23 protein-coding genes are annotated in these 23,261 nt (G+C 59.3%); 12 read left to right on the plus strand and 11 right to left on the minus strand.

Annotated elements, in window-relative coordinates; translation table 11 throughout:
* The first annotated feature begins 3 nt into the window (after nucleotides 1-3).
* Genes ABIE63_RS14940 through ABIE63_RS14950 form a run of 3 tightly spaced genes read left to right on the plus strand, consistent with a single transcriptional unit; the run spans nucleotide 4 to nucleotide 3,579 of the window.
* Nucleotides 4-1,224: an ABC transporter substrate-binding protein gene (locus ABIE63_RS14940; RefSeq protein WP_354505458.1), complete on the plus strand. Its 1,221-nt coding sequence runs from the start codon at nucleotides 4-6 to the stop codon at nucleotides 1,222-1,224.
* A 40-nt stretch (nucleotides 1,225-1,264) separates the two neighbouring features.
* Nucleotides 1,265-2,947 carry an ABC transporter permease subunit gene (locus tag ABIE63_RS14945; protein WP_354505461.1) on the plus strand — a complete coding sequence of 561 codons (1,683 nt, stop codon included), beginning with the start codon at nucleotides 1,265-1,267 and terminating at the stop codon, nucleotides 2,945-2,947.
* The gene (locus tag ABIE63_RS14950; RefSeq protein ID WP_354505464.1) at nucleotides 2,947-3,579 is read left to right on the plus strand and encodes an ATP-binding cassette domain-containing protein; all 633 of its coding nucleotides are present in this window, start codon (nucleotides 2,947-2,949) and stop codon (nucleotides 3,577-3,579) included. The genes ABIE63_RS14945 and ABIE63_RS14950 overlap by 1 nt, the downstream gene beginning before the upstream one ends.
* A gap of 4 nt (nucleotides 3,580-3,583) precedes the next feature.
* On the opposite strand, the gene ABIE63_RS14955 is transcribed toward ABIE63_RS14950, so the two are convergent.
* Complete coding sequence (locus tag ABIE63_RS14955; RefSeq protein WP_354505467.1) at nucleotides 3,584-4,717, minus strand: dimethylsulfoniopropionate demethylase; 1,134 nt, start codon at nucleotides 4,715-4,717, stop codon at nucleotides 3,584-3,586.
* Nucleotides 4,718-4,962: 245 nt separating this feature from the next.
* Here ABIE63_RS14955 and ABIE63_RS14960 point away from each other — a divergent pair, with 245 nt between their 5' ends.
* A complete protein-coding gene (locus ABIE63_RS14960; RefSeq protein ID WP_354505470.1) occupies nucleotides 4,963-6,717 on the plus strand; it encodes a radical SAM protein in 1,755 nt (584 codons plus the stop codon).
* Between the two features lie 15 nt (nucleotides 6,718-6,732).
* Here ABIE63_RS14960 and ABIE63_RS14965 read toward each other — a convergent pair whose 3' ends face one another.
* Nucleotides 6,733-7,668 carry a glyoxylate/hydroxypyruvate reductase A gene (locus ABIE63_RS14965; RefSeq protein WP_183417071.1) on the minus strand — a complete coding sequence of 312 codons (936 nt, stop codon included), beginning with the start codon at nucleotides 7,666-7,668 and terminating at the stop codon, nucleotides 6,733-6,735.
* A gap of 3 nt (nucleotides 7,669-7,671) precedes the next feature.
* The gene (locus tag ABIE63_RS14970) at nucleotides 7,672-8,604 is read right to left on the minus strand and encodes a LysR substrate-binding domain-containing protein (RefSeq protein WP_354505473.1); all 933 of its coding nucleotides are present in this window, start codon (nucleotides 8,602-8,604) and stop codon (nucleotides 7,672-7,674) included.
* 143 nt (nucleotides 8,605-8,747) lie between these two features.
* Here ABIE63_RS14970 and ABIE63_RS14975 point away from each other — a divergent pair, with 143 nt between their 5' ends.
* Together ABIE63_RS14975 and ltaE are read left to right on the plus strand one after the other, a co-directional pair.
* Nucleotides 8,748-9,419, plus strand: coding sequence for a hypothetical protein (locus ABIE63_RS14975; protein ID WP_354505476.1), 672 nt, complete (start codon nucleotides 8,748-8,750; stop codon nucleotides 9,417-9,419).
* Between the two features lie 43 nt (nucleotides 9,420-9,462).
* The gene (gene ltaE / locus ABIE63_RS14980) at nucleotides 9,463-10,518 is read left to right on the plus strand and encodes a low-specificity L-threonine aldolase (protein WP_354505478.1); all 1,056 of its coding nucleotides are present in this window, start codon (nucleotides 9,463-9,465) and stop codon (nucleotides 10,516-10,518) included.
* A gap of 8 nt (nucleotides 10,519-10,526) precedes the next feature.
* On the opposite strand, the gene ABIE63_RS14985 is transcribed toward ltaE, so the two are convergent.
* The 4 genes from ABIE63_RS14985 to ABIE63_RS15000 all read right to left on the minus strand — a co-directional run bounded on the left by ABIE63_RS14985 (nucleotide 10,527) and on the right by ABIE63_RS15000 (nucleotide 12,709).
* Nucleotides 10,527-10,919 carry a cytochrome c family protein gene (locus ABIE63_RS14985; RefSeq protein ID WP_183417067.1) on the minus strand — a complete coding sequence of 131 codons (393 nt, stop codon included), beginning with the start codon at nucleotides 10,917-10,919 and terminating at the stop codon, nucleotides 10,527-10,529.
* Nucleotides 10,920-11,014: 95 nt separating this feature from the next.
* Nucleotides 11,015-11,620 carry a ferritin-like domain-containing protein gene (locus ABIE63_RS14990; protein WP_221205884.1) on the minus strand — a complete coding sequence of 202 codons (606 nt, stop codon included), beginning with the start codon at nucleotides 11,618-11,620 and terminating at the stop codon, nucleotides 11,015-11,017.
* A gap of 148 nt (nucleotides 11,621-11,768) precedes the next feature.
* The gene (locus tag ABIE63_RS14995; protein ID WP_354505481.1) at nucleotides 11,769-12,056 is read right to left on the minus strand and encodes a hypothetical protein; all 288 of its coding nucleotides are present in this window, start codon (nucleotides 12,054-12,056) and stop codon (nucleotides 11,769-11,771) included.
* 5 nt (nucleotides 12,057-12,061) lie between these two features.
* Nucleotides 12,062-12,709 carry a 5-formyltetrahydrofolate cyclo-ligase gene (locus tag ABIE63_RS15000; RefSeq protein ID WP_354505484.1) on the minus strand — a complete coding sequence of 216 codons (648 nt, stop codon included), beginning with the start codon at nucleotides 12,707-12,709 and terminating at the stop codon, nucleotides 12,062-12,064.
* Between the two features lie 133 nt (nucleotides 12,710-12,842).
* On the opposite strand from ABIE63_RS15000, the gene ABIE63_RS15005 reads away from it, so the two are divergent.
* Nucleotides 12,843-13,733, plus strand: coding sequence for a LysR family transcriptional regulator (locus ABIE63_RS15005; RefSeq protein WP_354505487.1), 891 nt, complete (start codon nucleotides 12,843-12,845; stop codon nucleotides 13,731-13,733).
* Here ABIE63_RS15005 and ABIE63_RS15010 read toward each other — a convergent pair.
* Entirely contained in the window at nucleotides 13,730-13,936 is a 207-nt protein-coding gene (locus ABIE63_RS15010; RefSeq protein ID WP_354505490.1) for a hypothetical protein, read from the minus strand. The two genes, ABIE63_RS15005 and ABIE63_RS15010, sit on opposite strands and share 4 nt — an antisense overlap.
* Nucleotides 13,937-14,027: 91 nt before the next feature.
* Nucleotides 14,028-14,960, minus strand: a complete 933-nt coding sequence (locus tag ABIE63_RS15015) for a DMT family transporter (RefSeq protein ID WP_183417061.1) — start codon at nucleotides 14,958-14,960, stop codon at nucleotides 14,028-14,030.
* A gap of 181 nt (nucleotides 14,961-15,141) precedes the next feature.
* Here ABIE63_RS15015 and ABIE63_RS15020 point away from each other — a divergent pair, with 181 nt between their 5' ends.
* Nucleotides 15,142-16,743 carry a peptide chain release factor 3 gene (locus ABIE63_RS15020; protein WP_354505731.1) on the plus strand — a complete coding sequence of 534 codons (1,602 nt, stop codon included), beginning with the start codon at nucleotides 15,142-15,144 and terminating at the stop codon, nucleotides 16,741-16,743.
* A gap of 13 nt (nucleotides 16,744-16,756) precedes the next feature.
* Here the strand turns inward: ABIE63_RS15020 and ABIE63_RS15025 are convergent, their stop codons facing one another.
* Nucleotides 16,757-17,152 carry a cell wall hydrolase gene (locus ABIE63_RS15025; RefSeq protein WP_354505494.1) on the minus strand — a complete coding sequence of 132 codons (396 nt, stop codon included), beginning with the start codon at nucleotides 17,150-17,152 and terminating at the stop codon, nucleotides 16,757-16,759.
* A gap of 126 nt (nucleotides 17,153-17,278) precedes the next feature.
* Nucleotides 17,279-18,040, minus strand: coding sequence for a DeoR/GlpR family DNA-binding transcription regulator (locus tag ABIE63_RS15030; RefSeq protein WP_183417058.1), 762 nt, complete (start codon nucleotides 18,038-18,040; stop codon nucleotides 17,279-17,281).
* 201 nt (nucleotides 18,041-18,241) lie between these two features.
* On the opposite strand from ABIE63_RS15030, the gene ABIE63_RS15035 reads away from it, so the two are divergent.
* The 4 genes from ABIE63_RS15035 (at nucleotide 18,242) to ABIE63_RS15050 (ending at nucleotide 23,257) form a co-directional block, all read left to right on the plus strand.
* On the plus strand, nucleotides 18,242-19,213 hold the full coding sequence (locus ABIE63_RS15035) for an ABC transporter substrate-binding protein (protein WP_354505497.1): 972 nt from the start codon (nucleotides 18,242-18,244) through the stop codon (nucleotides 19,211-19,213).
* 105 nt (nucleotides 19,214-19,318) lie between these two features.
* Nucleotides 19,319-20,356 (plus strand): glycine betaine/L-proline ABC transporter ATP-binding protein, encoded by a 1,038-nt coding sequence (locus tag ABIE63_RS15040; protein ID WP_354505500.1) that lies wholly within the window; start codon nucleotides 19,319-19,321, stop codon nucleotides 20,354-20,356.
* 1 nt (nucleotide 20,357) lies between these two features.
* Nucleotides 20,358-22,376 carry an ABC transporter permease subunit gene (locus ABIE63_RS15045; protein WP_354505503.1) on the plus strand — a complete coding sequence of 673 codons (2,019 nt, stop codon included), beginning with the start codon at nucleotides 20,358-20,360 and terminating at the stop codon, nucleotides 22,374-22,376.
* Complete coding sequence (locus tag ABIE63_RS15050) at nucleotides 22,373-23,257, plus strand: phosphotransferase (RefSeq protein ID WP_354505506.1); 885 nt, start codon at nucleotides 22,373-22,375, stop codon at nucleotides 23,255-23,257. The genes ABIE63_RS15045 and ABIE63_RS15050 overlap by 4 nt, the downstream gene beginning before the upstream one ends.
* Nucleotides 23,258-23,261: the final 4 nt, after the last annotated feature.

The following is a 23,261-nucleotide window of genomic DNA, read 5'->3' on the forward strand; positions in this document are numbered from 1 at the left end:
CCGATGCCCCTACGCCTGCAAGTCTTTGCCGTCCTTATCCTTCTGGCGCTCCAGTTTCCTCTATCGCTCCGGGCCGCCGAACCTGACCCGGGAAATTGGTCGGCCGTGCTTGAAGAGGCGAAAGGGCAGACGGTTTACTGGAACGCCTGGGCAGGCGAACCGCGAACCAATGATTACATCGCCTGGGCCGGCAAGCAGGTGGCCGAGCGTTATGGAGTCGACGTTGTCCACGTGAAGCTTGGTGACACCGCCGAAGCGGTGTCACGGGTCGTCGCGGAGAAAGCCGCCGGAACCCTGACGGGCGGGGCCGTCGATCTCATCTGGATCAACGGCGAGAACTTTGCGTCGATGAAACGCAACGGCCTGCTGTTCGGTCCCTGGGCGGAGTCCCTGCCCAACTTCCCGCTGACCGACCCCGACAACAATCCCGGCGTGCGCAACGATTTTACCGTGCCTGTCGAGGGGTACGAGGCACCCTGGGGGAAGGCGCAGATCGTTTTTTATTATGACCAAGCATTCGTATCCGAACCCCCGACAACACTGGCGGCGCTATTGGAGTGGGCGACGGCGAACCCCGGTCGTTTCACCTATCCGCTCCCGCCCAATTTCCTAGGGTCGACTTTCCTCAAGCAAGCGCTGTTGAAGCTGGTGCCCGACACAGCCCCTCTCTACCGGCCAGTCGAAGAATCCGATTTCGCGGTCGTCTCCGCGCCACTCTGGAGCTATCTCGACACGCTTCACCCCCAACTCTGGCGGCAAGGCCGCGCCTTTCCGGCGAACAGCACAGAGATGCGCCGCCTGTTAGCCGACAGCGAGATCGCCATCAGCCTGTCGTTCAACCCTGCCGAAGCCTCCTCCGCCATTGCCAACGGCGAGTTCCCGGATACGGTTCGCAGCTTCGTCTTGGACGGCGGCACTATAGGAAACGTGAGTTTTCTGGCCATTCCCTTCAATGCCAGCAACAAGGCTGGCGCGATGGTTCTCGCCAATTTCCTGCTGTCCCCAGAAGCGCAGGCACGCAAGCAGGACCCCGCTATCTGGGGTGGCGAGACCGTGCTGGTCATGGATCGCCTAGATCCCGACGAGCGCGCTCTGTTCGATCGCCTTGACCTCGGTGTCGCATCACTCAAGCCTGATGAGTTGGGGGCCATCATTCCGGAACCGCACCCAAGTTGGATGGAGCATTTGGAGGCTGAGTGGCAGCGGCGCTACACGGACCAGTAATGAAATCCGGCACGCACCCATGCCTTAGGCTCGTGCTGTCGTGTTGAGAGTCGTTCCCTATCTGACCGTGGCGCTTCTGGTTGGCCCAATATTGGCCGGGATCGCTGGCGCTTTCCTGCCGGCATTTGGTTGGATGCCTACGCTTGGTGGTTCGAGCCTCACGCTCGAACATTGGGCACACCTGTTTCAGCGGCCGGGCCTCTGGACTTCGGTTTGGATCAGCCTGGCAAGCGGCTTGATTACACCTGCCGTTTCCTTGGCCATCGTGTTTCTTTTTCTATCGGGTTCGGGCGGCACATGGCTGGACCGCTGGCTCAAACGGGCGATTTCACCGCTGCTTTCGATACCGCATGCCGCGGCTGCGTTCGGCCTCGCCTTTCTGATTGCGCCTTCCGGGTTGATCGTGCGCTTCCTTTCACCCTGGCTGACAGGATGGGACAGGCCACCGGACTTGTTGATTGTACATGATCCCTCGGGATTGGCGATGATGGCCGGACTCATAGCCAAGGAAATACCCTTCCTGCTCCTGATGAGCCTGGCTGCATTGCCACAGATCGATTCGCCGCGCCGCTTGGCCGTGGCGCGGTCGCTTGGATACGGCCCCGTAACCGCATGGCTCAAAGCGGTGGCGCCGGGACTTTATCCGCTGATCCGATTGCCCATCTACGCCGTCATCGCCTTTGCCTCATCGACAGTCGACGTCGCCTTGATTTTGGGGCCGACCAATCCACCGACCCTCAGCGTGGCGGTGGTCCGCTGGTTAAACGACCCCGACCTGTCGCTGCGCTTCGTGGCCTCGGCCGGTGCGCTGCTGCAACTTCTAGTGACCTTTTCAGCACTTCTGACCTGGCATCTCATGGAGCGCCTCTTGGGGTTTTGCGCACGCGCCTGGTACACGAACGGGCGCAAAGGCCACTGCGACCGCTTGCTGGCAAAAGCAGGAGCCGGCGGAATCACGTTGGCCGCGTTTGCCGCTTTCGCGGGACTGGCCGGATTGGCCGTCAGTTCCTTTGCGGGCTTCTGGCGTTTCCCCGACACGCTGCCCCAAGCGATCACCGTGAAACACTGGGTTCGTGCTTTGCCAAACATAGAAGGCCCCTTCGTAACGGCGCTTCTCGTTGGCTTGGTGGCCACGTCGATATCGCTCGTTCTGGTTCTCGCGGCATTGGAGAACGAAGTCCGTAGCAACCATCCTGCTGGCCGACGGGCGATGCGTATTCTGTATTTACCGCTGATCGTCCCGCAGGTTGCCTTCCTCTTCGGTCTCTTGATCGGGCTGGAGGCGGTGGGCGTTCGGCCGGGGTTCTGGCCGGTCGCGTTCGGTCATGTGTTGTTCGTCCTGCCTTATGTTTATCTGTCACTGGCCGAGGCTTACCGGCAGCTCGACCCGCGCTGGATCATGGCTGCCCGCACGTTGGGCAACACGCCGACCCGCGCCTTCTGGACGGTGCGTCTACCGATGCTTACGACCCCGATACTGACCGCGGTGGCGATTGGGCTGGCCGTCAGTATCGGCCAGTACCTTCCTACACAGTTGCTAGGCGCAGGCAGGGTCCCCACGATTACGACTGAAGCTGTGGCGCTCGCCACAGGCGGCGACCGGCGTGTGATCGGCGTCTGGGCCCTGGTGCAGGCACTCGTTCCCGCCTTGGGCTTCGGCTTGGCATTATTGCTGCCGCGCCTGGTGTGGCGGCACAGGCGCCAATTGAGAGAGGTGCATTAATGGCCCACCGGCTGCTGTTGAACGATATCCGGATCCGCCTCAAGGAAAAGGTTTTGCTCTCGCTGAACGCAGAGATCGGCCCGGGGGAGGTTCTGACTGTGATGGGCCCTTCGGGATCGGGGAAATCAACCCTCCTCGCTTTTGTCGCGGGCTTCTTGGACCCTATATTCTCGGCACAGGGAAACATCTTGCTCGATGGCGAGGATGTCACGTCCAAACCTGCCGAGGCCCGCCATATCGGACTGTTGTTCCAAGACCCCTTGCTGTTCCCGCATCTTTCGGTTGGCGGCAACCTTCTGTTCGGCATGGACCGTCGAACTCCCAACCGCAAGCAGCGCATGTGTGACGCCCTTGCCGAAGCCGGACTGCAGGGATTCGAGCAACGGGATACCGCGACCCTGTCGGGCGGACAGAAGGCCCGGGTAGCGTTGCTCAGGGTCTTGCTGTCGGAACCACGCGCTGTGCTTTTGGATGAACCCTTCTCTAAACTCGATCAGAGTCTCAGGGATGATTTGCGGCGACTGGTCTTCGCCCGGCTTCGACAAGCGGGGCTCCCGGCACTCCTGGTAACTCACGATGCCGCTGACGCGCAGGCGACCGGCGGCCCGGTCGTTGAACTGGCTGAGCATTAGACTGCTAAGAAAAGTTGAGCTGCGAAACCGTCGCTTGGCGGTTGCCAAAGGGCGTCTCGACCTCGACAACGCTCCCCTCATCCCACCAACCCAGTTCCAGCATGCCTATCGCAACGTTGCAGCGGAAATCAGGCGACCAAACCGCCGAGGTGACCTGCCCAACCCATTGGTCGTCGGCATGGATCGCCCAGGGCTGCGTTGGCGGTGTCAGCGCTTCGCCCGCAATCCGCAAACCTCGGATCATCCGTTGCGGTCCTTCCATTGACGCGCGAATCAAAGCATCGCGGCCAATGCAGCCAATGGCGTCAGCTGTCTGGCAAAAGCGGCCAAGCCCACATTCGTGCGGTGTGTTCTCACGCGTCATATCGTTGCCGTAAGACAACAACCCCCCCTCAATCCGCTCAATCAAATTCGGACAACCTGCACGCACCTGAAAGGCTTGCCCCGCTTCGAACAGCTTGTCCCACAGAGCGCCACCGAAGCTGGAGTCCTGCAAGTAAACCTCGAAGCCTCCCTGTTTGCTATAACCTGACCGGGCAACGATCAACGTCTGACCGTCGAGTTTGACTTCCCTAAATCGAAAGAAACGCAAGCTACGAATATCCTCGCCAAAGACCGCCGCCATCAGGTCGTCGGCGCGGGGTCCTTGAACCGCCAGCGGCGACACGTCCGGCTCGTCGACCGCGGCATCCAACCGCATGCCATTCGCCAGTCCCTTGACCCATAGCAAGAGATCGGAATCGGCAATCGAAATCCAGTAGCGGTCTTCCGCAAGCTTCAAGGTAACCGGGTCGTTCAACATGCCGCCGGTTTCGTCCACCATCGGCGTGTAGAAACATTGACCGACCGACATACCGGATAGATCGCGCGGCGTGAGCAATTGAACGAGTCGCTGCGCGTCGGGCCCTCGCACCTGAACCTGCCGCTCGCAGGAAACGTCCCAGAGCTGTACTTGCCGCTTCAGATGATGGTAGTCGGCCTCCAGGGATTCAAACACCGTGGGTAGGAGCATGTGGTTATAAACGGTGTAAGCCTTGACGCCCTGCGCTTCAACGCGATCGGAAAAAGGCGTGCGACGTGTTCGGCGCGACCTCGAAAGAACGGGGGGCATTCTCGTTTGTGTTTCACGACCCTGCATAGCTAGCGTGTCCCTTGATCGAGTGAGCGTTGAATAGCCAATCATTATCCTGCAGCAAATAGTTCATTGCACAGGCTGTCCAGGGTGAAGCGATTGACCATGCCGAGTCGAGAGCCTTCTGCACCCGACTCTCCGTAACTGCGAGCGATCCGATTTTACCTACCCGAGTAATTGTTTTAAGCTCATTGCTCCGGTTACGGGAATTACCCGGATTCCCTGTAGCGGCACCGAACAGGAACCACGCGATGCCCCAGCGAATACGACTGCGCGTTGCTTTGATCAAGCCGTCGCACTATGACGATGACGGCTATGTCATTCAGTGGCATCGCTCTTCGATTCCCTCGAACACCCTAGCGTCCCTCTACGGCATCATCCGGGACCGGGCGGAGGAGCCCGATTTGGCCGGGCGCATGGCAGTTGAGTTGGATGCCTACGACGAAACCAATTGCATTATTCCGATCAAGGCCATCATCGCTTCCTGCAAGGCCGCAGATGCTTCCTTCGTTGGCCTGGTCGGGGTGCAGTCCAATCAATTCCCAAGGGCATTGGAATTGGCACGGCAGTTTCGCGCCGCCGATATCCCGGTAATTGTCGGTGGCTTTCACGTCGCAGGTTGCCTTGCCATGCTGCCGGAGATACCGCCGGAACTGCGCGAGGCTGAAAAGCTTGGCGTTTCTCTTTACGCGGGTGAAGCGGAAGGCCGCATCGACGAAATTTTACTGGACGCCTGCAACGGTACAATCAAACCGCTTTACAACTATATGGCTGCCTTGCCGGACATGGCTGGCGCGCCTTCTCCCTTCCTGCCGAGCACTCTGGTTTCGCGCGCGGCCGGGCATTACACCAGCTTCGATTCCGGACGCGGGTGCCCCTTCCAATGCTCCTTTTGCACGATTATCAACGTCCAGGGCCGCAAGTCCCGATACCGCACGCCCGATGACATCGAACGGATCATTCGAGAGAACGACGCGCAAGGGATTCGGCGCTATTTCATCACCGACGACAACTTTGCCCGAAACAAGAACTGGGAAGCGATCCTCGACCGCTTGATACGGTTGCGCGAGATCGACGGCCTCCGCTTCAAGTTCATCATCCAGGTGGACACGCTCTGCCATAAATCGCCCGGATTCATTGAAAAGGCTGCCCGTGCGGGTTGCAACCGCGTCTTCATCGGCTTGGAAAACATCGACCCGGAGGCGCTGCTCAGCGCCAAGAAACGCCAGAATAAGATCTGGGAGTATCGGGAGATGCTCCAGGCCTGGAAGGACGCGGGCGTGGTAACCTATGCTGGGTATATCTTGGGTTTTCCCGAAGACACGCCCGAGAAGATTCGCCGCAACATTGAGATCATGAAGCGGGAGTTACCGCTCGATCTCGTCGAGTTCTTTTTCCTGACGCCTCTACCAGGCTCGGAGGATCACCAGAAGATGGCGCGCAACGGGGTCTGGATGGACCCCGACCTGAACAAATACGACCTGAACCATCGGGTGTCGCATCACCCTCTTATGAGCGATCAGGCTTGGGAGCAGATCTACCTGGACGCCTGGAAGCAGTATTACACGCTGGAACACATCGAAACCGTGCTGCGTCGGGGCGTCGCGCGAGGACTGAACACCAAGCAACTCTTCCTGACACTTGGCGCCTTCTACGGGTCCGTGACGATCGAAAAGCTGCACCCGTTGGAAGCCGGGTTCTTCCGGCACAAGGTCCGGCTTCAAAGACGGCCCGGCTTGCCGATCGAGAATCCTCTGATCTTCTATCCTCGTCGGGCCTGGGAGATCACGACAACGCATTTGAAATGGCTGGCGCTTTATCTGCAGCTCAAGCGCCTGCACGCTCGCGTTCTGAAGGACCCCGCCGCCAAGAACTACAGCGATCAGGCCTTGATACATGGCTCGCAGGAGGACGAGGATAACCTGGACCTCATTCGAACCTTTGAGGACGCCATACCAAACACCTACGGCGCTCCCGTCAAGCATGCGAAAGCCGCTGGTCTCTAGAACAGTTACCCAGCGCTAGTAACCCGCATTCCGATCCACCTCGTGGAGCAGCGGTTGGCCCGCCTGCAAGCGCCTGTAGTTTTCGGCCACGTCCGCCAATCCCCCTGTCAAATGCCATCCGGAAACGTGGGGTGTGACGGTGATTTTTGGATGTGACCAGAAAGGATGGTCGTTTGGCAGAGGTTCCTGGCGCTGAACATCAAGCACAGCTCGGGAAAGATGGCCGTTATCAAGGGCGGATAGCAAAGCCGCTTCGACAATCAGATCGCCTCGACCAACGTTGATCAAGACGCTGCCCGGTTTCATTGCCGCAAAAGCTGCGGAGCCGAGGAGGTCTTGGGTTTGCGGTGTAGAAGGCAGCGCCGACACCACATAGTCGCAGGCGCCCAAAAGGGGGAAGAAAGATTTCTGCCCCGCGTGGCAAACAACGCCCTCAAGCGTCTTGAGGGACCGGCTCCAGCCCATAACATTGTAGCCGAGCGCGGCAAAAGTTGCGGCTATCTGGCCCCCTATGTGACCAAGCCCCAACACACCCACCGTTGTTTCCGCAGCTTCTCGCGGCTCTCTGGGTGACCAAGCGCGGCTGCGCTGCGCGTCTTCGTAGTACGCCATATCGCGCTGCTCCCGCAGCACATAGCCCAAGCTAAAGGCTGCAATCTCCCGGGCCGCCGTTGCCGGCTTGAGGCGCGCGATTTTCACCGCAGGCGGCAAATCGGGTTGCGCAACGATGGTCTCGACGCCGGCGCCCAACTTCTGGATCAACTTGAGGTTAGGGAAGCGTCTGGCCTGACCGGGTTTGAGGCGTGCGACCGCCAGCATCTCAATCGCCTCAGGTGTACCAACATCGCGCGCGCAACGAACATCGACTCCGGGCAACAAGGGGCGAAGAATGTGGGCCAACTTCTCATCGGTCATCCAGTCCGGATCGTCGATGTCTATCAACAAAGCCATGAATCAGGTACCTCGCGTCATCTGTCCGGCGGCTTCCTCCGACCCGGCGCGTTCGTCGATGGTGTGGCTCAAGATCCATCGGCGAAAGCACTCTATCTTAGGTGTCGCGCGCTTGGCATCAGGGATCACCAGATAGTATGCGCTTTGCGGCCTGGCAACATGACTATGGGCGAGGATTAGCCGCCCCGCCGCCAGTTCACGACGCACCAGAACCAAGGGCAGGATCGCAATGCCATGCCCGGATAGTGCCGCCTCTATCACCATCTCGAATTGCGAGAACATGAGACCGGAAGGGGGCGCGGCCAACTCACGCCCCAGGCTCTTGAACCAAATTGGCCAGGACAACGGTCGTGTGGTGTGCTGCAAACTGCGGAACTCCAGCAATTCCTCAGGCGCATCGAACGACCGATCGATCAATCGGGGCGAGGCCACCGGGGCCAGATCCTCAGGCATCAGGAAATCCGATTGCAAGCCGCGCCAGGGGGGATCGCCCTGAACGATCCCGATATCGATTCGTTCCGGATCGAACTCCTTGTTCCTCAGATAGGTGATGCTGTTTGTGCTGAACTCCGGATGGGCCTCCGCGAAAGCCAACAGGAGAGGCAGCAGCCAACGGGACCCGAGCGTCGGGTAAACCCCAACATTGATCGAGCCTTCCCGGAGGTCGAACGAACGCAATCTGAGAGTGGTGGATTCCAAGTCCTCCAAGAGCGGCACGATCTCGGCCAGATATCGAGCGCCTGCGTCGGTCAGCCGGACCCGCTGCCGTACCCTCGTAAAGAGGGGGCGATGTAGGAAATTCTCCAGAATGGCGATTTGCCTGCTAACTGCGCTTTGACTGAGATTTACCTCTACGGCAGCTTGGGTGAAGCTGCCGCTTCGTGCCGCCGCTTCAAAGCAAAGCAAGGCTGTTGTCGACGGTAGACTGCGACGCATGCTGAAACTCCCTTCATGGAGCGATAGCCGCTAGTTAATCATTTTTTCTCATTAATTAATGCCAAAATTCCAATATTTTTAGACTATTTCCCCGTTCATAATCTGAAAGTCTGATCGTTTAAAAGCTAAGGAGCGGAAGTGCCATGGGTGCGGATTCAGTTTCGATTCAGGACGATAGCACCAGGATGAAAGCTTGGTTGGCCACACGCCTGGACACGCGATCAGTAGCCTCTTTCGTTCCAGGCCCAGGTATTGCCCGGCTAAATCTGATGTTCGACATCGCCAAATTACGCGAGGCCTTGACGGTTTGCCTCTCGCGCGCTCACTACCAGGGCAATATGCAGGCCGAAGGCTTTGCCGCCTTGCCCCTCACACGTCGACCGGGCGTGACCGAGGTTTCGGAGAACGACCTATCCGGCCGCTACTGGTTGCGCCCCGACGACAGCTACGAGGAGGTGCCGCGCGAAGAGTATGTCGATGAGGCTGCCTATTCCGAGTTTGACCCGATGTTCGCGGGAACCTATTTCGAGGAGGTATACCATGCGCTGAGCCAGCGCTTTACGATCGGCAGATTGCGCGTGCTTTCCAAGGGCCTCTACAATTGCAACTCCTGGCATCGTGACCCTGAACCTCGGCTGCATATTCCGGTTGTCACCAACCCAGGCTCGCTCTTCATCGTCAACCATCATGTCACCCATTTGCCGGCCGACGGATCGGTGTATTTCACCGATACACGGGGCTATCATACGGCGCTCAATGGCGGCGAGACGCAGCGCGTACACATAGTGGCCGCCTTGCCGGACGGCCGCATCTGATGCTTGCCCACCGAGAACCAGGAGATCTGCTTTGTACGAGGGGATGACCCAGGCGAACCAGACGCCCGATAGCGGCGTCACGATTGTTGACCTGCGCAGCGATACCGTCACCCAGCCGTCCGAGGGCATGCGTGCCGCCATGGCCGCCGCCATTGTAGGGGACGATGTATACGGCGAAGACCCGACAGTCGCCGCACTAGAGGAGAAAGGCGCCGCCCTTCTCGGCAAACAAACGGCTCTGTTCTTTCCAAGCGGCACGCAAAGCAACCTCGCGGCCTTGCTCACCCACTGCGGGCGCGGCGAGGAGTACATCGCCGGTGACCGCTATCACGTCTATACCAGCGAAGCGGGCGGCGCGGCTGTGTTGGGTGGAATCATGCCCTGCCCCATTGCTACGCAGGCCGATGGCGGCCTGGACCCGGAAGCCGTGCGCGCCGCTATTAAACCCGACGACCCGCACTACCCGGTGACCCGACTGCTGTGCCTGGAGAACAGCGTTTCCGGAAAAGTCTTGTCGCCGGATCGCATTGCCGGTCCCGCGGCAGTGGCTGCAAAGGCTGGCTTGCGTGTCCATCTGGACGGTGCGCGGCTTTTCAATGCCGCAGTGGCGCTGAACATCCAGGCATCGGAACTGGCCGCACCCGCGGACAGCGTCTCCATCTGCCTTTCGAAAGGTCTGGGCGCACCGGCGGGGACACTGCTGGTCGGCGCGGAAGACTTCATTGCCGCCGCCCGGCGACAACGCAAAATTCTTGGCGGCGCCTTGCGCCAGGTCGGGGTCTTGGCCGCTTGTGGGCTCTATGCTTTGGAGAACAACATCCAGCGCCTGGCGGAAGATCACCGCCGCGCGGCGCTTTTGGCCGACGCCTTGGCGCAATTCGATGGGCTGGAAGTACAACGCCAGGCAGCCCCCTCCAACATGGTCTTCATCACACCAAGGACAGAAGACCATGCGGCGCTGGCCCTATACTTGCGGGATAAAGGTATCCTGATCGGCGGACAGCGCCCGACCATCCGGCTCGTCTTGCACAAGGACATCGACGATGATGGACTGAAGCGCTGTTGCGCCGCCTTTCGGCAGTTCTACAGGTACCGCTAGATCGGCGACTACTGGCAGGCAGGGTTTTCCGGCGTCAAGGTAGCGATATAAGCGATCAAGTCCTGTCGGTCCTTTTGGTCGGGAATGCCAGCATAAGCCATCGTCGTTCCCGGTACCGCGCGACGGGGTGCTTCGAGGAATTGATCCAGGGATTGCGCATCCCAGATGATGCCGGAGTTCCGAAGGGCCTTGGAGTAGTGGAACCCCTCGACGCCGCCCGCCGCCCGGCCCATCAGACCACAATGTTTGGGGCCGGTTCGGTCATAACTCTGCGCGTGACAAGCCAGACACCGCCCATAGAGGTCTTCACCACGCTGCGGGTCGCCGGTCGTTGCTGTTTCTGCCGACGCGACCGAGGCCATGAAGACTGAAAGAACCAGAGATAAGGCAAGCCGAAGCATGATCTCCTTCAACCTTTCCTACTTGGATGAGTAACGAGTGGGGCGGCACCAGAGGAGAGAGGGAAAGGTGCCGCCCCGGGGGAGAGAGGGTGTAATCAGTTTACGAAGGCGGAGGGAACCGGGTTCTCGCCCAGTGCCTGACGAAGGACAGCCCAGTGCATCGCTTCGTCGCCAAGGATCGAGGCCGCTGCTTTTGCGAGGTCGCGATTATCGAACAGTGGCACAGCGCCCAGATAAGCGCTGACCGCGCCGCGCTCAAGTCCTGCGGCAAACTGCAGCACATCGGCCTCCGATTTCAACTGATCGGTCGGGAACATGTACTCTTGCTTGGCTTCGGAGGGTGTTCCGCCCAACTTCTTGACGGTGTCAGCCAGAACGTCTGCATGTTCCTTGTGGTGGCCTTGGAATTGCACCGCCACGCCCAACACGCCTTTGCTCAGCAAGCCGCTCTCAGCGCCGACCTGATAGGCTGCGATCGCTTCCAATTCTGCGCTAAGCGCCGTGTTCAGGATCGTTACGTCATTGGCGGTATCGCCGCTGCTGTGCGCCTTTGCAACATTGTCTTGCCCGGCCATAAGCGCAACGGCCGCAGCGCTGAGAACGCCGCCGCCAAGACGGCCCAAGGCAACACGGCGATTCAACGGCTTGGTCAAGAGTTCACGGGAAAGGAACGAGGTCGGAAAAGGATTCTGAATGGACACGGAGTATCTCCCTTGCTGTCGTACATCTGGAATGCCTGCGGCGACAAAAAGCGCCGTACAGTCATTTGATGCACACAAGGAAGAAAAGGTTCCCGATTCAGGTATTGTCAGGCCTGTCACTGCTGCAATCCCGCCCGAAACCCGGCGCTCAGCTTCTGTCGGAGTAGAGCGGCAACAGGCGGCTAAACAACCAGATCCACAGGACGCCCGCCAAGGGCACCATGACCCCATAGATCAAGAAGACGGCGGCGAACCCCCCGGCATCAGCAAGGTAAGTCATGACCTGAACTTCGGCGTAAAGGAGGTACAAGATCAGTACGGAAAGTGTCCCCAGTGTCGCCAACAGCGCTGCCTTGGTAACGACCGAGCGTTCCTCCAATCGGCGCGCATTGAGGGTCAAGAATGCTCTGTCAAAGCTCTCGCTGTTGAAATCCATGCCGATTACCTCCTGAAGATTCCCTCTTCCGTCACGATTACATCCATCGGAATGTCATGCGGAAAAGGATGAATTGAGTCCAATCTGCCAACCTCGAAACCGACGCCGATCGCATGTGGACGTTGCCGGAAAGAGGCCAGCGTCCGATCGTAGTAGCCGCCGCCATACCCCAAACGGTAACCTTGCTGATCGAAACCCAGCAGCGGAACCAACAGTACTGTCGGCAGCACAACCTCCCGCTCTGCCGGAATGGGGATGTCCCATATGCCACGCGCCAAGGGTTGGCGGGGCTGCCAACGCCAGAATTCGACCGGCGCAGCTTTCTCGACGACCACCGGAAGCGCTGCCGAAGCGCCATGACGAATCTGCTCCCGCACAAAGCCGCGCATGTCCGGCTCGCCCTTGAAGGGCCAGTAAAAGCCGATACAACTGGGATCGGACAAGCCGAATGCGGCCCGGAGGTTGGATAGCAGCGCCGTTGTTTTCTCAGCGCGCTCGGTTCGATTCATCGCCATCCGGCGTGAGCGCATCAAAGCACGGGTGTTGCGGCGCCAAGGGCGGACGGCCTCCCAGTCGGTAGGGTCCGGTCCGACATCTCCTCCGCAAGCCCCAGGCGATTTGGATAGTTGAAGTATCGGCGACGCATTGTTCATAAGCGACCATGTCCCAAATAATGGCAAATGGCGGTCAGCGCCGCCTTGCCACTATCGTTCCGTAGATTTTTATATCTGACAAACGAAACTTTTCTCTAATATCTATCGATAAATCCGATATATAATCCACGACATGGACTTATCTCTGATTCGGACATTCATCGATGTCACGACCTACGGCAGCTTCTCCGAAGCTTCGGAGCGGCTGCATGTATCGCAATCCACTGTCAGCAGCCGCATCAAGACACTGGAGGATTCCCTGGGCGCGAGCCTGTTTCAGCGCGGCAAGCGCGGCGCGGAGTTGACCGCCGCCGGGCGCCATTTCCACCGACATGCCCTTCAGCTTGTGGAGACCTGGGAGCATGCCCGCCAGGATGTGGTACTGCCGGAGCGTTACAGCGAGCGGCTTCGCATCGGCAGTGAAGCAGGTCTCTGGCTTCGTCTCCTCGATAGCTGGGTCCCTTGGATGCGCAGCAAGGCACCCGATGTCGCGCTGCGCCTTGATTCAGGAACGCCGGAAACATTGATGTCGCGCATGGCTGAGGGGCTTTTCGACCTGGTTGTCATGTACACACCCGACAGCCGGCCTGGGCTAAACCTCATCCGACTCGGCGAGGAAGACCTTGTTTTGGTCGGCGACCCGGGATCGCTGGAGCGCTCCGGTTCCGGTCAGGGCCGGGTGTCGCGAAACCTTCCAAAGGGCTATATCTACGTCGACTGGGGGCGTGACTTTGCCGTGGCGCACCGGGCCCACTTTCCGGAGTTTGCCGATCCGGGACTGGTAATTTCCATAGGGCTGCTCGCCTACCGAATGGTGCTGGAAACCAAAGGCAGCGGCTACCTCCCCTTCAGCCTGGTTGGTGGCGATCTGAAAAGCGGACGCCTGAAGCGTGTTGAGACCGCTCCCATTCTGAAGCTACCGATCTATGCGCTGGCGCGAAATTCACAGGACAGCCCTGCGGCAACACTCGCGATAACAGGGTTTCGGCGGATACTAGAGGAGAAATTTGCCCGCGACGACTAGCCGCGCTCTTCGCCATCTCGCAAATGTGTGGCGGCCCAAGCCTCTACGGCCTCTTCGGCGACATACTCCTGCACACCCATCTCGGCCGCGAGCAAGGCCACGAGGCGCACCTTTAATTCCTGTCGCGTCAGGTCCTCGGGCAGTTGCCCTTGAAGCGTGGAAATGCGGGCCTCTAGATCGGCCATAAGGCAAACACCGGACATATCCGAGCCTTTCTCCTGTCCCGATGACAATGACCGAGACATCGGGTGTAACGGCTTACTCATTATACTGTGCGCGGCAGCGGCATCTGTATCAAGGTGGCGGACTCTTTGCCGCGGTCACAGCGGTTTCGATTCCGCTCTTACGCTCCCGGTAGGCAATGTAGATCGACCCCCCAAAGATTACCGAACCGCCGACCCAGGTCCATAGATCGGGCACCTCCTGAAAGATTAGGAACCCCAGGATGCTGGCCCACACCAACTTCAGAAAATCGAACGGCAAGACTACAGTGGTGTCGGCCAACGAAAAAGCCTTTGCAAAACAGAATTGAATCATGCTGCCCAGGGCCCCGATTCCAGCCAGCATCCACCACTGCGCGCCGCTTGGCCACTGCCACACGAATAGCGTTGGGATAAACGAGAAAAGCCCGACAAAGAAAGCAGCCCAGGCCGTGATCGACAAGGGCGACTCGGTTGCGGTCAGGCGCTTGATGACGATCATAGCGCCAGCCCAGGCAACGCTGGACCCTAAAGCCATCAACGCCCCTAGCCCTATGGAATCCGCCCCCGGCCGCAGAATGATGAGCGTGCCAGCAAAGCCAACGCCGATTCCTATCCAGCGCCGCAAACCGACCCGCTCCGCCAAGATCACGATTGCCAGTAACGATGCAAACAACGGCGCGGTGAAACCAATCGCAGAGATCGTAGCCAACGGTGCCAAGCTTATTGCCCAGAAGAACGTCAGCATGCCCGCCGCGTTGAGCGCACCACGCAGCATGTGGGCGCCGATCCTTTCGGTGCGCACCACCGCTAGGCCGCCTGCGTGCCAGATGACCGGAAGCAACACGATCAAGCCGACGAGACAACGGAAGAATCCGACTTCCAGGGGGTGCAAGTCGTCCGCCAAGTGCTTTATTGCCGACAGCATGATCGTATTCAGAAAGCCGGCTGCAACCATGAAGCCGATTGCCGCCAATGAACTGGCACCAGATCGAGCGGCGATGACGGTGCTAGACGACTGCGGCATGGGTGCTAGCATTCCGCAGCCTTTGCCGGGAAGCCACGATTTTTCGCGCATAGGAGGCATGTTTCAGAGCGACGCTGAAATTTCGATCACAAGAAGAGCGTGACAGCGGGCCGCTTTGTCGGTTAGACCCCGCGTGCTGTAACCGAGAGGGAAGTGATTAGTTTTGGCGCCAACAGGTAAAGTGGCAAGCGGGCAACGCAACGGTGAGACGGCGGTGGATGCGCCACGACGCACCTTCGCAATCATCTCGCACCCCGATGCGGGTAAGACGACATTGACCGAAAAGCTTTTGCTGTTCGGCGACGCCATCCGTCTGGCAGGACAGGTTCGTGCGCGTGGCGAGCGCCGCCGCACGCAATCGGACTGGATGGAAATGGAACGGTCGCGCGGAATTTCGATCACAAGCTCGGTCATGACCTTTGATCATGATGGCATCGTTTTCAACTTGCTGGACACCCCCGGCCACGAAGACTTTAGCGAAGACACCTACCGCACGTTAACCGCCGTCGATTCGGCGATCATGGTGATCGATGCAGCCAAGGGGATCGAGGCGCAGACCCGAAAGCTCTTCGAGGTCTGTCGCTTACGCAACATTCCGATCATTACCTTTGTGAACAAGGTCGATCGGGAAGGTCGCGATCCCTTCGAACTGCTGGACGAGATCGAAAGCGGACTGGCGCTAGATGTCACTCCTCTCATGTGGCCGATGGGCATGGGCGGCCAATTCTATGGCGTTTACGATCTCCAGACGAATCAGCTGCTAACCTCCGACCGCGGTCGCGGCGGTGCTTTTTCGCAGCGGATCCAGTTTGAAGGGCCGGACGATCCGAAGCTGGACGAACGCATTCCCGAGCACATCTTGAGCGCATTCCGCGAAAGCCTGGAGCTTGCCCTTGCGGGATACCCGGAGTTCGACCCAAAGGCTTACCGCGACGGTCACATGACGCCGGTGATCTTCGGCAGTGCGCTCTATGACTATGCGGTGGACGAACTCCTGCAGGCACTTGCCACCCACGCGCCGGCGCCACGGCCGCAACCGGCTGAACCCACGGAAGTTCGGCCGGAAGAAGACCGCGTTACGGGGTTCGTGTTTAAAGTGCAAGCCAACATGGACCCAAACCACAGGGATCGCATCGCCTTCCTTCGGCTCTGCTCGGGGCGTTTCCAACGCGGCATGAAACTACGTCAAGCGCGGAGCGGAAAAACCATGGCCGTGCATAACCCGATCTTCTTCTTCGCCCAGGAGCGCGAGTTGGCGGAAGAGGCCTTTCCCGGCGACATCATCGGGATACCAAACCATGGGACCCTGCGCGTGGGAGACACTCTTTCGGAAGGCGCAGAAGTGCGCTTCACCGGCATTCCAAACTTCGCGCCGGAAATCCTGCGTCGGGTTCGGCTCGATGATCCGATGCGGGCCAAACAGCTTCGCCGCGCCTTAGAGGATTTGGCTGAGGAAGGCGTGACACAGGTATTCCGCCCGCTGCTAGGTTCGGAATGGATTGTCGGTGTGGTCGGCCAGTTGCAACTTGAGGTGCTCGCCTCGCGCATTGCCGCCGAGTACAAGATCGCCGCCGGTTTTGAAACCGCGCCATATGAGGCGGCGCGGTGGGTTACCGCCGAAGACCCGGCGGAAATGAAACGGTTCCAGGAGCGCCACCGCGCCAGCATGGCGGAGGACCGCGACAGCGGTCCGGTTTTCATGGCGCGTAACAGTTGGGAACTGAACCGCACGATTCAGGACTGGCCGAAAATAGGCTTTCACAAGACACGCGAACGCGCCTGACCGCCGGCCTCTTCTATTGGCGATAGAAGCGATGATTGCCGATCTTGCCCAAGGAAGCCATTTCGGCACTCCAGGCCGGTGTCACGCTGGTGGCATGATAATGCAGGGTTTGATCGCTCACGCCCGCAGTACGCGCACCAAAATCCAGGACCATTGCCGCCACTGACAAGGCGTCCTGCCAGGCGCGGGGGTCGCTGGGCTGATCCGAAAGCCCGTCACCGGTCCAGGAAAATTGATAGGGCTGGGTCACAACATCACAGACATTGTCCGGATAGGAGGCACTCGCCACGCGGTTCATGGTGACCTGAGCCACGGCAACTTGCCCCAGGAAAGGTTCGCCCCTGGCCTCGTGATAAACGTTCAATGCCAAACAGGTCAGTGCCGTTGCAATGATACCGCCGATTTCCATGTCATCGCTCCCTGCCGCCACATTCGTTCTTTTTTTGTTCTAAACAGGGAGAGGTAGACGGTCAAGCGATTTGTTCTTTTCTTGTTCCTGCTTGACGCACACCGGCAATCAAGCTTCCGGGCACGGTTAGGGAACCACTGTGACCTTGGTCCCGGCCGCGGTCAGGCGCTTGGCAATATCCTCGGGCGGCGGCACATCGGTTACTAGGTGATCAAACTCTTCGAAATCACAAACCTTGACCAGCGCCGAGCGCTGAAACTTCGAGTGATCCGTGATCACGAGGCGTTCGTCGCCGCATTCTAGAACCCGGCGGGCGAACTCGGCCTCCGCCAATCTAAAATCCATCGGCCCAACGCGGGCATCGATGGCGCCGATCGAGATGATGGCGAAACGGACCTTGAAATTGCTTATGAAATCGATGGCGGAACGCCCAAACGCCGCACCGTTGTCACCATGCAACTCGCCGCCCGCCATGTAGACCTTGTTGCCATTGACCGTCGCCAGGATGCGCGCGACGTCAGAAGAATTGGTGACGATGATCAAACGCTTCTTCGCCAGCAACTCACGCGCCAGAATACTGGTCGTGGTTCCGGTATCCATCATGACGCTGTCGCCGTCTTCAATCAGGCCAGCGACATGGCGGGCGATCCGGCGTTTGCCTTCCGCGTGTTCACGCAAACGGCGCTCAAATGGCGCTTCCCGAGAGGCATCGACCGCGAAGACCGCACCATGGGTTTTCACAAGTTCGCCACGCTCCACCAGCGGCCGCACATCGCGCCTGATGGTTTCCAGCGAAACACCCAGATCGCTGGCGAGGTCGCTCACTCTGGCCGACCCTTGCTCTACAACGCGTTCCAGGATCGCGTTTCTTCTCTTTGTGGTATTCATGTGGTTACCGGTTAAAAATGCCAAATACTAAGATGATATTGCGCAACCTTTATTGGTAAAACCACAGATTATTCGAAAAACACCAATTTTTCACCTCAAAGCTGATTGACTCCAACGAACTGCCGCCGCCAGACTATGCCCCTTAGAAGTAAACAGGGGAGCGTCTGGAGAAGGGCGCCGTCGAGGTAGGGAGACAATCATATGAAGACCGTCAATATGACATTGAGGCGCGCTTTCATCGGCCTTGCTGTGACCGCGGGGCTGAGCCTGGCCGCAACCAACGTTCAGGCGGAGGTCGAATCGCGCGACCCGATCAAGCTGACGCTACACGACTGGACAGGTCAATTGATCACCACCCAGATCATGGGCGAGGTTCTCAAGAAGGCCGGCTACAATATCGAGTACGTGCAAGCGGACTACATTGCCCAGTTCGCCGGTTTGAAGAGCGGCGATTTACATGTTGCGATGGAAATCTGGGAGACCACGGGACGCGACGCCATGGATGAGGCGACGGCAACCGGCAAGGTCGAGAATCTCGGTGAAACCGGGATGCAGGCGATCGAGGAGTGGTGGTACCCGACCTACATGAAAGAAAAGTGCCCGGGATTGCCGAACTGGGAAGCCTTGAAAGAAGCGTCCTGCGCCGAAGCCTTTGCGACCGCCGAAACCGCTCCTAAGGGGCGCTATCTGGGAGGCCCCGTTACCTGGGGCGGCTTCGACGATGAGCGCGCCGAAGCTCTCGACCTGCCATTCGAGGTCGTGCACGCCGGCACCGATGCCGCGCTGTTTGCAGAGTTGGAAAGCGCGTATCAGCGCAAAGCGCCGGTCATGCTTTGGGTTTATGCGCCGCACTGGGCACCTGCGAAGTACGAGGGCGAGTGGGTCGAATTCCCGGCCTATACGAAAGAGTGCTACGAAGATCCGTCCTGGGGCAGCAATCCCAACGAAACCTATGACTGCGGTAAGCCACGCGGACCGATCTGGAAGGTCTCCTGGGCCGGGCTCAAGGATAAGTGGCCGGGCGCCAGCAACGCCGTAAAAGCCTTCAACATCAACAACGGCGAGATGGGTGCGATGATCACCGCCGTCGACCTCGAAGGGAAGTCGATCGACGAAGTGGTCGCCGACTGGATGGCAAACAACGAGGCGCGCTGGTCCACCTGGATCAAGTAAGCCGCAAGGCTGTGTTGGCCGCCGGCGAGCCTCAAGGTTCGCCGGCGGCCCGCACCAATCGAGCCGCACTCACCGCACTCAAGCCTGGGAGCCGACAGGTAGGCCATGTCCGAATCAGAAGCGAAGCTCGTCTGCCGGTCCGTCTGGAAGATATTCGGCCCGCACGCGGAGAGTTTCATGGCCGCGCGCGATACTGCCCATCCCATCACTGAAGAAACTCTACAAGAGGCCAGCCTCATCGGCGCTGTTCGCGACGTAAACCTGGAGGTTCGCGAGGGCGAGAGCTTTGTCATTATGGGTCTATCGGGCTCCGGCAAGTCGACGCTGGTGCGCTGCATGTCTCGCTTGATCGAGCCAACCTCAGGTGAAATTCTCTTCAATGGTGAAAATCTGTTGGAAGCCAGCGCGGAGCGCATGGTCCAAATCAGGCGCCATCACATGGGGATGGTGTTTCAGCACTTCGCCCTGCTCCCGCACATGACGGTGCTGGAAAACGTTGCCTTCCCACTTGAGGTTCAGGGATTGAACCGGCGCAGCCGCGAAGAACGCGCCGCCAAAATGGTCGATTTGGTCGGTTTGGCGGGCCGTGAGGGCTTCTATCCACGCGAACTGTCGGGCGGTCAGCAGCAAAGGGTCGGTATCGCCCGCTCCCTGGCCGTCGAGCCGGAACTTTGGTTCCTGGACGAGCCCTTCTCCGCCCTCGATCCCTTGATCCGACGGGAAATGCAGGACGAGTTTTTGCGCCTGCAGTCGGTCTTGCAGAAGACCATCGTCTTCATAACACACGATTTTGACGAAGCCATCCGTCTGGCCGACCGTATCGCGATCATGAAAGACGGCGCGGTTGTCCAGATTGGATCACCGGAAGATCTGGTGCTGAACCCCGCAACCGACTACGTGGCCGAGTTCACGCGCAGCGTCGCCAAAGCCAAGGTGATGCGCGCGGCCTCCTTGATGCGGCCGCTCAACGACCAGTTGCCTGCCGACGCGCTCGGACCAGAGGTTTCTCTCAAGGCTACCATCGCCGAAATCGCCCCGCTCCTGGAACAAGGCATCAGTACGCTAAGTGTGATTGATGACGCCGGCCAACCTCAGGGCCTTCTGCTGCGCGACGATGTGGTCGCGGTCATGATGCGAGGCTGAGATGGACAGCAGCAGTGCAAGGCGCAGCTTCAAGGGACGAAACCTCGTTTGGCTCGTCGCGCTGACACTATTTGTGCTCCTCTGGCAGTTTGGCGAAACCCTGTTCGCGTGGGCTTTCGAGTATCCCGGCGCCTATGAAATTCCACTGCGCTACTGGATTCGGGATTTCATGAACTGGCTGTTGGATGACGCCGGTTTTGGCCTCTTTTCCTTTACGGAAATGACGCGCTTCATCGCAGATGTCATCGACTTCCCATATCGCGTGGCGCTCAGCTTGCTTTCCACCGGCTTCCTCGAAGGCCAGGGGTCCGACGCCGTACAAGTTGTGCCGCCCCTGTCTTGGGTCGCGATCATCGGCATCATCGCGATGATGGGGCTTTACGCCGGGGGCGTTCGCTTGGCGTTGCTGGTCGCGGGCTGTTTCGGCTTCATTGCACTCTTTGGCCAGTGGGACAGCGCCATGGTAACGCTGGCCTCGATTTTGATCGCCGTCCCGATCGGCATCGTCGGTGGCCTGTTACTGGGTATTCTCGGCTATCGCTCCCGCGGGTTCGAACGAGCCATTACGCCCATCCTGGATCTGATGCAGACGATCCCGGTTTTTGCCTACCTTGTGCCGATCCTTTTCCTCTTCGGCTTTAGTCCGACGGCAGCCATCGTCGCCACTATCATCTATGCCCTGCCACCCATGACACGCATCAGCATTGTCTCGCTGCGCAGCGTACCGCCCGAGATCAAGGATTTGGGCCGGATGATCGGTTGCACCCGACGGCAAATGACTTGGCGCGTGCTGGTTCCCTCGGCAAGACCAGGGCTCATGGTCGGCGTCAATCAGGTGATCATGCTGTCTTTGAACATGGTGATCATTGCCTCCATGATCGGCGCCGGGGGGTTAGGATACGAGGTGCTTGCAGCCTTGCGGCGCCTGGACATCGGTACCGGCTTCGAGGCTGGGTTTGCCATTGTCGCCCTGGCCATAGCGCTGGATCGCCTCTCGCAAGCCTATGCGGCACGAAGTCGTCAACATAGCGGCGATGACGATCAGCAATTACCCGTCTGGCGACGCTACCCTTACAGTCTTTCCGCGGTCGCGCTCATTGCCGTCACCTTTGTGCTGGGCCTCGGCAGCGTTGCTTTCCAGAGCTATCCGTCGGCGGCTGAAATCTCGACCGGCACCTTCTGGGGCGACATCCTGCGCTGGATCAATATCAATTTCTTCGATCAGCTCGAAGGGTTGAAAAATGCCCTGCTACTAAACCTTCTGATCCCCTTCAAACGCTTCCTTCTCGACCTCCCTTGGCTTGGCGTCGCAGCACTGCTGGCGCTGGCGGGTTGGAGCCTCGGCCGCTGGCGTTTGGCCGCGACCGTCGCTGCACTAGCCTTCCTGATTGCCGCGACCGGGCAATGGGAAAAGGCCATGATCACGGTCTACCTCTGCGGCATCTCGGTCGTTCTCGCGGGGCTGATCGGCATTCCGATCGGCATCCTATCGGCCGAGCGCGAGCGCGTCTGGCGGTTCGTTCGGGTGATTATCGACACGCTCCAGACGCTGCCTTCCTTCGTTTATCTCATGCCTGCGGTGATGTTGTTTCGGGTCGGTGACTTCACGGCCATGCTGGCGGTCATTGCCTATGCGATTTCCCCCGCCATACGCTACACCGCCCACGGCCTCCAGCGTATCGATCCGCAGTTGGTGGAGGCCGGAACGGTCGCCGGTTGCACGCCTATCCAACTGCTTTTCAAGATCAAGCTGAAGCTTGCCTTGCCGGCGATCATGTTGGGCCTCAATCAAACCATCATGCTGGCTCTTTCCATGCTGGTCATCACGGCCCTGGTGGGCACGCGCGACCTGGGTCAGGAAGTCTACATCGCGCTTACCAAGGCCGATACCGGCAGGGGTTTGGTTTCAGGATTGGCTGTGGCTTTCATAGCCATCATCGCTGACCGCCTGATCTCGGCAGGCGCGGCCAAGACCCGGGCCCGACTTGGCCTCTCGCCGGGCGCGGGAGACGAGACATGAGCGACAGCATCACGCGCATCAAGGGCTTGCCAATCTGGGCTGGATCGGTTGACCCGGTGTTGTTGAAAGGCGGCCTGAGCAACGAAAGCTATACCGTGATCGACGCGGGCCGGAAACAGGTTGTCCGCCTGGGCCGTGATTTCCCTTTTCATCACGTCTTTCGTGACCGGGAACTAATGACCACCCGGGCCGCTGTCCGGGCGGGCTTCGCACCGGAGGTGACCTATGCCGAGCCTGGTCTGATGGTTACGGTCTTTATCGAGGGTCAAACCTATGGAGCTGATGAAGTTCAGACCAATCTGGAGCCGATCGCCGATCTGATCCGAGGCTTTCACCAAGCGATGCCGCGTCATGTTAGCGGCGCCGCTTTTCTGTTCTGGGTATTCCATGTAATCCGAGATTATGCCCGCACATTGGAGGCCGGCGGTAGCCGAATGGCGGCAAAGTTGCCGGAGTTTCTGGATTTATCCGAGGAGTTTGAGGCCGTGCAGGTGCCGCTGCCGATCATCTTCGGTCACAACGATCTGCTGCCCGCCAATTTCATCGAGGACGACAAGCGGATTTGGCTGATCGATTTCGAGTACGCCGGTTTCTCCACCGCCATGTTCGATCTGGCGGGTATCGCCTCGAATGCCGGTTTCTCGCCCGAGCAGGACGAAGCGCTCCTGGCCCGTTACTTCGATGAGAAACCGTCGCCCGCCCTGCTGCGGAGTCATGCCGCCATGAAATGCGCATCCTTGCTGCGCGAGACACTCTGGAGCTCGGTTTCCGAACTCCACCTCTCAGCACCCGGCGTCGACTACGAAGCTTACACACAAGAAAACCTGGACCGCCTCGCCGCTGAACTGGCGCGCTACCGGTCACGTTACGGAAAGGCCTGATACC

Source organism: Limibacillus sp. MBR-115 (genome assembly GCF_040549425.1).
GTDB classification, from domain to species: Bacteria; Pseudomonadota; Alphaproteobacteria; order Kiloniellales; family CECT-8803; genus Limibacillus; species Limibacillus halophilus.